Annotated in this window: 5 protein-coding genes and 1 pseudogene; 4 read left to right on the top strand and 2 right to left on the bottom strand. The window is 64.9% G+C overall.

Going from position 1 to position 6,105, the window contains the following annotated elements:
- Both BLU17_RS34045 and BLU17_RS28465 read right to left on the bottom strand, forming a co-directional pair.
- A pseudogene (locus tag BLU17_RS34045) lies at positions 1-87 on the bottom strand (succinate dehydrogenase, cytochrome b556 subunit); the annotation flags it as partial.
- Positions 88-234: 147 nt separating this feature from the next.
- Positions 235-1,032 (bottom strand): GntR family transcriptional regulator, encoded by a 798-nt coding sequence (locus BLU17_RS28465; protein ID WP_092004825.1) that lies wholly within the window; start codon positions 1,030-1,032, stop codon positions 235-237.
- Positions 1,033-1,632: 600 nt separating this feature from the next.
- On the opposite strand from BLU17_RS28465, the gene BLU17_RS28460 reads away from it, so the two are divergent.
- The 4 genes from BLU17_RS28460 (at position 1,633) to BLU17_RS28445 (ending at position 6,097) form a co-directional block, all read left to right on the top strand.
- On the top strand, positions 1,633-2,619 hold the full coding sequence (locus BLU17_RS28460; protein WP_092004797.1) for a malate dehydrogenase: 987 nt from the start codon (positions 1,633-1,635) through the stop codon (positions 2,617-2,619).
- 203 nt (positions 2,620-2,822) lie between these two features.
- Positions 2,823-3,836, top strand: a complete 1,014-nt coding sequence (locus tag BLU17_RS28455; protein ID WP_092004794.1) for an HpcH/HpaI aldolase/citrate lyase family protein — start codon at positions 2,823-2,825, stop codon at positions 3,834-3,836.
- Between the two features lie 267 nt (positions 3,837-4,103).
- Entirely contained in the window at positions 4,104-4,622 is a 519-nt protein-coding gene (locus tag BLU17_RS28450; RefSeq protein WP_092004791.1) for a hypothetical protein, read from the top strand.
- A 23-nt stretch (positions 4,623-4,645) separates the two neighbouring features.
- Positions 4,646-6,097 carry a bifunctional 2-methylcitrate dehydratase/aconitate hydratase gene (locus BLU17_RS28445; RefSeq protein ID WP_092004788.1) on the top strand — a complete coding sequence of 484 codons (1,452 nt, stop codon included), beginning with the start codon at positions 4,646-4,648 and terminating at the stop codon, positions 6,095-6,097.
- Positions 6,098-6,105 lie beyond the last annotated feature (8 nt).

Here is a 6,105-nt window from a genome sequence, read left to right as displayed (position 1 = left end):
GGCCAGAGGCAGGCGGTATGCGAACAATATCTGCCCAAGCCCGATGTTCCGGTATTCCGGCCTCGGTTTTTTTGCGGCTTCTGCCATGCTAGACCCCTACTATGTGTTAACACTAATTCGCGATTTTAGCGCCTTTTCATATCGCGCTGCAGCGAAATCCACCTCGGGAGCAGCTGGTGGGGCGCGCAAGCAAAGGCACGTGGGGAAAGGCGCCGCGCCTCGCGCGGCCGCCCGTCAACTCAAATCATTCTGATAGTAGTACCCGGTTGTGACATACCATCCACGGCGCACCTCGACTGGCCGGTCTCCATAGGTATAGGACACCCGCTCGACCGACAGCAAAGGAAAACCGGCGGGCACCTTGAGAAGATCGGCCACGGTGGGCTCGGCGGCCACCGCGCGAATCTTCTCCGTCGCGCGGATCATGCGCGTGCCGAACTCCGTTTCGAACATCGCATAGAGCGGCCCCTTGTATTCGGCGAGGCGCTCGCTCGTGAGCCCGCGGAACACGCCGCCGGGCAGCCAGATCTCGTCGAGCACGGTGCTTTCGCCGTCGAACTGCAGCAGGCGCCGGATCAGCACCACTGGGTCCGCGGGCTTGAGTTCGAGCTGGCGCGCGATCTCCGCCGAGGCGCGCAGGCGGCGGCACTCGAGCAGCTTGCTCACGTGCGGGTGCTCGGCGCCATCATCGGCGAGTAATCTCAGGAAGCGAAACTGGGCGCGCTCTTCGTTGTGCGTCGCAACAAAGGTGCCCTTGCCTTGACGGCGCACCAGCAGATTGTCGGCGGCCAGTTCGTCGATCGCCTTGCGCACGGTCCCCTGGCTCACCTTGTAACGGGCGGCCAGTTCGACTTCGCTGGGGATGATTTCGCCGGGCTTCCATTCGCCGGACTCGAGGCTCTGTGTAATGAGCCCCTTGATTTGCTGATACAGCGGACTGAAGGTCGGGGACGGCGAAACCGCAGGCGCGGACGCATGGGCCCCGCTCTCGGGAGCGGTAGAATTCGCGTTGCTGGCCGGGTTCGCACTCATGGCGCGCATTTCAACATAAATGCCCCCCGCGTATCAAGCATTTTTGGCTTCAATAGTTATGTCTTATATAAGACATAAGATACTGTTGACTTTGACCCTGACGACTCCTACACTGCCGATCGAGCAAGGGTTTGCGGGCGGGTTGCCGACCGGTTTCGGCGGTTGTTTTCAGCGCTAAAAACAGTGGGCACAGGAGCCGCCGGCTGCATCCATCTCGTGGCGAATGCGCCGCGAGCCGCCTTGCGCCATGCTGTTCCCTCTCGCAGTAAACGCAGTAGAGGTTCCGCGCCGGCCGGCACGCGTAAGCCCATGCGCGCCGCGCATCTGTGGGAGAGCCCGAGCGAGCTGTTGCAGGAATCGGCACACGCGAAGCGTCCGGCGTCCCTCGAAGAACGCCCGTTCATCTCTTGCCATGTTGCACATGGTTCCCGGCACGGCGGCCCGCGCCGGCGGCGCGCGTCACGGCCTGGCAGTTGGTGAAGATCCAGTGAAGCGCGCATGCCGGCGGGAAAGACCGCCTGTTTCACCTACGCTTCGTGTATCACGCATATAGAATGGCGTTTTACCCTGGCGTCTAACGCATCTTCCTGGAGATTTTCAATGGCTAAGCCCGCAAAGCGCGTTGCCGTCACCGGCGCCGCAGGTCAGATCGGTTACTCCCTGCTGTTCCGCATTGCGAACGGCGACCTGCTCGGCAAAGACCAGCCCGTCATCCTGCAATTGCTTGACCTGCCGCAAGCGCAAGCCGCCGTCAAAGGCGTCGTGATGGAACTGGAAGACTGCGCATTCCCGCTGCTCGCGGGCGTCGTGGTCACTGACGATCCGAAGGTTGCGTTCAAGGACGCCGACGTCGCACTGCTCGTGGGCGCCCGTCCGCGCTCGAAGGGCATGGAGCGCAAGGACCTGCTCTCGGCCAACGCCGAAATCTTCACGGTTCAGGGCAAGGCCCTGAACGACGTCGCGAGCCGCGACGTGAAGGTGCTCGTGGTCGGCAACCCGGCCAACACGAATGCTTACATCGCCATGAAGTCGGCGCCGGACCTGCCGAAGAAGAACTTCACGGCCATGCTGCGCCTGGACCACAACCGCGCGCTGTCGCAACTGGCGGCCAGGTCGGGCAAGCCGGTCGCCTCGATCGAGAAGCTCGCCGTGTGGGGCAACCACTCGCCGACGATGTACCCCGACTTCCGTTTCGCCACGGTCGAAGGCCAGTCGCTCACGAAGCTGATCAACGACGACGAATGGAACCGCAACACGTTCATCCCGACGGTCGGCAAGCGCGGCGCGGCGATCATCGAAGCGCGCGGCCTCTCGTCGGCGGCTTCGGCGGCCAATGCGGCAATCGACCACGTGCGTGACTGGGTCCTGGGCACGAACGGCAAGTGGGTCACGATGGGCATCCCGTCGGACGGCTCGTACGGCATCCCCGAAGACATCATCTACGGCGTGCCGGTGACCACCGAGAACGGCGAATACAAGCGCGTGGAAGGCCTCGAAATCGACGCGTTCTCGCGCGAGAAGATGGACGGCACGCTGAATGAGCTGCTCGAAGAGCGCGACGGCGTGGCGCACCTGCTCGGCAAGTAAGCCAGGCGCACGAACGGAACGCGCTGGCTACGCGCCGCCTTCTGCGCTATCCAGCGCCGTTCCGTTCTGCTTCCTGCACGCGCGGCCCCTCGGCGGACCGCGCGCCGCCAGCTTCCCGCGGACCGCCCGATCCGCATGCGCCTTGCCGGCAGGACGCATCCGAATCCGGTATCTCCTACAACACTCGACTCCCGACGCCGAAGATGCGCGCCATCCTCCCCGCCGAAGTGCTGTTTGACGGCGAAGCGCCGCCCGCCATTCTGCCCGCATGCGATCACTACGCGGGCAGCGAGAAGCTGATGCTGAAATCGCTCGCGCTGCAGCAGCAGCTCGGCCCGGTGTTCGACATCACGCTCGATTGCGAAGATGGCGCCCAGGTTGGCCGCGAGGCCGAGCACGCGGAACTCGTGGCGTCGTTGATCGGCGGCGAGCACGACCGCTTCGGACGCGTGGGTGTGCGCGTTCACGACTTCCATCACCCGCATTGGCGCGACGACGTGCGCCTGATCCTGCGCGCCGCAAAGCGCGCGCCGGCCTTCATCACACTGCCGAAAATCCGCGCTGTGGGCGACGCCGCCGAAATGACGGCGTTTATCGAAGCCACGCGCGTCGAAATGGGCATCGACAAGCCGATCCCCGTGCAATTGCTCGTCGAAACGCACGGCGCGCTCGCGCGCGTGTTCGACCTCTCGGCGCTGCGCGGCGTCGAGGCGTTGAGCTTCGGGCTGATGGACTTCGTTTCCGCGCACGACGGCGCGATTCCCGATTCGGCGATGCGCTCGCCGGGCCAGTTCGATCACCCGCTCGTGCGCCGCGCGAAGCTCGAAATCGCGGCGGCCTGCCACGCCTTCGGCCGCGTGCCCTCGCATAATGTGAGCACGGAAGTGCGTGACATGGAGGTCGTCGCGAACGACGCGCGCCGCGCGCGCAACGAGTTCGGCTACACGCGCATGTGGAGCATTCACCCGGCGCAAATTCCGGCAATCGTCGCCGCGTTCGCGCCGCGCGATGAAGAAATTGCGCTGGCCGCCGAAATCCTGCTCGCCGCGCAGCATGCGCAATGGGGTCCGACGCGCCACGGCGACACGCTGCACGACCGCGCGAGCTACCGTTACTACTGGTCGGTGCTGCGCCGCGCGCGGTCTACGGGCCGCGCCGTGCCGGCCGAAACGGCGCCGCTCTTCGCATCGGGCAAACTGGCGCAGGAGCCGGCCTGATGTGCGCGAGGAACCCGGTGTCGAAAACGTTTTCAGCGCAACCCGCCGCCGCAGCGCATGGAGCCTGCCGCCGCACGGCGCGGCGACGGCAGGCGCAAGTGAACCCAGGCAAGCGACACCGGCCGGGAGAAATTGAAGCTCATGGCGATAAATAGGTGAAAATAGCGTCCGCTGTGCGCTTTCGGGGCGCGCGCAGTGCAAACGGCGGTCGCACCCCCGCGGCCGCGCACTGATCAACTGATTTGGATAGATAAAGGTTTGACTCCCATGAAGAAACTGCTGATCGCCGCTGTCATCGGCACGCTGTCCTCGACGATGATGCTGGCCGCCACCGACGCCGCCGCACAAGGCCCGTCGACCACCGCCAAAAAGCCGGCGCCGAAGCATCGCATCATCAAGCGCAAGCCCAACCCGGCCAAGGAAGCGAAGGTCGATCCGATCCCGGACGGCTCGGAGCACTGGAGCTGCGCGGAAGGCGCCCAATTCGACCTGAAGGGCGACATGGCGCGTGACCAGATCGTCACGGTTCACTGGGCGAACAAGAACTACAACCTGCCGCGCCAGGTCACGACCACGGGCGCCGACCGCTTCCACGACGCCGCCACCGGTCTCGACCTCGTCGTGATCCCGACGAAGGCCATGCTGTTCTCGGACAAGGACAGCTCGCGTCTGGCCGACGAGTGCAAGACGATTGCAATGCAACAAGGCGCCATGGCGCCGACACAGGCTCAGGCACTGAACCCGGCTAACCGCGGCGCACCGGCCAGCGGCGCAGCGGGCCAGTAAGCCAGGGCCGAGGGAGCGCCTCGATGTCCACACCGACCCCCAACCTCAGGCCGCAGCCGGATCAAGTCCTGGTCGATATCGTCGACTACATCCTGAACTTCCGGGTCGACAGCGCGCTCGCGCTGTCTACGGCCCGGCATTGCCTGATCGATACGCTCGGCTGCGGACTCGAGGCGCTCTCCTACCCCGCCTGCACCAAGCTGCTGGGCCCGATCGTGCCCGGCACGATCGTCCCGCATGGCGCGAAGGTGCCGGGCACGCAATTCCAGCTCGACCCGGTTCAGGCCGCGTTCAATATCGGCGCGATGATCCGCTGGCTCGACTTCAACGACACGTGGCTCGCCGCCGAGTGGGGCCATCCGTCGGACAACCTGGGCGGCATTCTCGCGACCGCCGACTGGCTCTCGCGCACGGCCATCGCTCAGGGCAAGCCGCCGCTCACCATGAGGCACGTGCTCGAAGGCATGGTGAAGGCGCATGAGATCCAGGGCTGCATCGCGCTGGAGAACTCGTTCAACAAGGTCGGTCTCGACCACGTGTTGCTCGTGAAGCTCGCCTCGACCGCCGTGGTCGGGCAGATGCTCGGGCTCACGCGCGACGAACTGATCAACGCCGTCTCGCTCGCGATGGTCGACGGCCAGTCGCTGCGCACCTATCGCCACGCGCCCAACACGGGGTCGCGCAAGTCGTGGGCCGCCGGCGACGCTACCTCGCGCGCCGTGCGCCTCGCGCTCATGGCGAAGACGGGCGAGATGGGCTACCCCTCGGCGCTCACGGCGAAAACGTGGGGCTTTTACGACGTCTCGTTCAAGGGGCAGCCGTTCAGGTTCCAGCGCCCTTATGGCACGTACGTGATGGAAAACGTGCTGTTCAAGATTTCGTTCCCCGCCGAATTCCACGCGCAGACCGCCGCCGAAGCCGCCATGACGCTGCACGGCGTGCTCGCGCAAAAGGGCAAGACGGTTGGGGACATCAAGCGCATCATCATACGCACGCACGAAGCGGCGATCCGCATCATCGACAAGAGCGGCCCGCTCGCGAATCCGGCCGACCGCGACCACTGCATCCAGTACATGGTCGCCGTGCCGCTCATCTTCGGGCGCCTTACTGCCGCCGATTACGAAGACGAAGTCGCGAGCGACGCGCGCATCGACGCGCTGCGTGCGAAAACGGCGTGCGTGGAAGACCCGCAGTTCACGAAGGATTATCACGACCCGAACAAGCGTTCGATCGCGAATGCGCTCACCGTCGAGCTGTACGACGGCACGACGCTCGACGAGGTCGTAGTGGAATACCCGATCGGCCACCAGCGGCGCCGCGCCGAAGGCATCCCGCTGCTGATCGAAAAATTCCGCACCAACCTCGCGCGCCGCTTCCCCGCGAAGCAGCAGCAGGCGATTCTCGATGTCTCGCTAGACGAAGCGCGGCTTTGCGCCCTGCCCGTCAACGAGTACGTCGACTTGTACGTAATCTGAGCAATCAG

It is taken from the genome of Paraburkholderia lycopersici (genome assembly GCF_900096975.1).
Classification (GTDB): domain Bacteria; phylum Pseudomonadota; class Gammaproteobacteria; order Burkholderiales; family Burkholderiaceae; genus Paraburkholderia; species Paraburkholderia lycopersici.
Note: the sequence above shows the minus strand (reverse complement) of the source record. Positions and strands in the feature narration are given on the sequence as shown.

Excerpts from the sequence above, each read along its gene's own strand:
- BLU17_RS28445 (WP_092004788.1), top strand. The coding sequence starts at position 4,646 with ATGTCCACACCGACCCCCAACCTCAGGCCGCAGCCGGATCAAGTCCTG.
- BLU17_RS28465 (WP_092004825.1), bottom strand. The coding sequence starts at position 1,032 with ATGAGTGCGAACCCGGCCAGCAACGCGAATTCTACCGCTCCCGAGAGC.
- BLU17_RS28450 (WP_092004791.1), top strand. The coding sequence starts at position 4,104 with ATGAAGAAACTGCTGATCGCCGCTGTCATCGGCACGCTGTCCTCGACG.
- BLU17_RS28455 (WP_092004794.1), top strand. The coding sequence starts at position 2,823 with ATGCGCGCCATCCTCCCCGCCGAAGTGCTGTTTGACGGCGAAGCGCCG.
- BLU17_RS28460 (WP_092004797.1), top strand. The coding sequence starts at position 1,633 with ATGGCTAAGCCCGCAAAGCGCGTTGCCGTCACCGGCGCCGCAGGTCAG.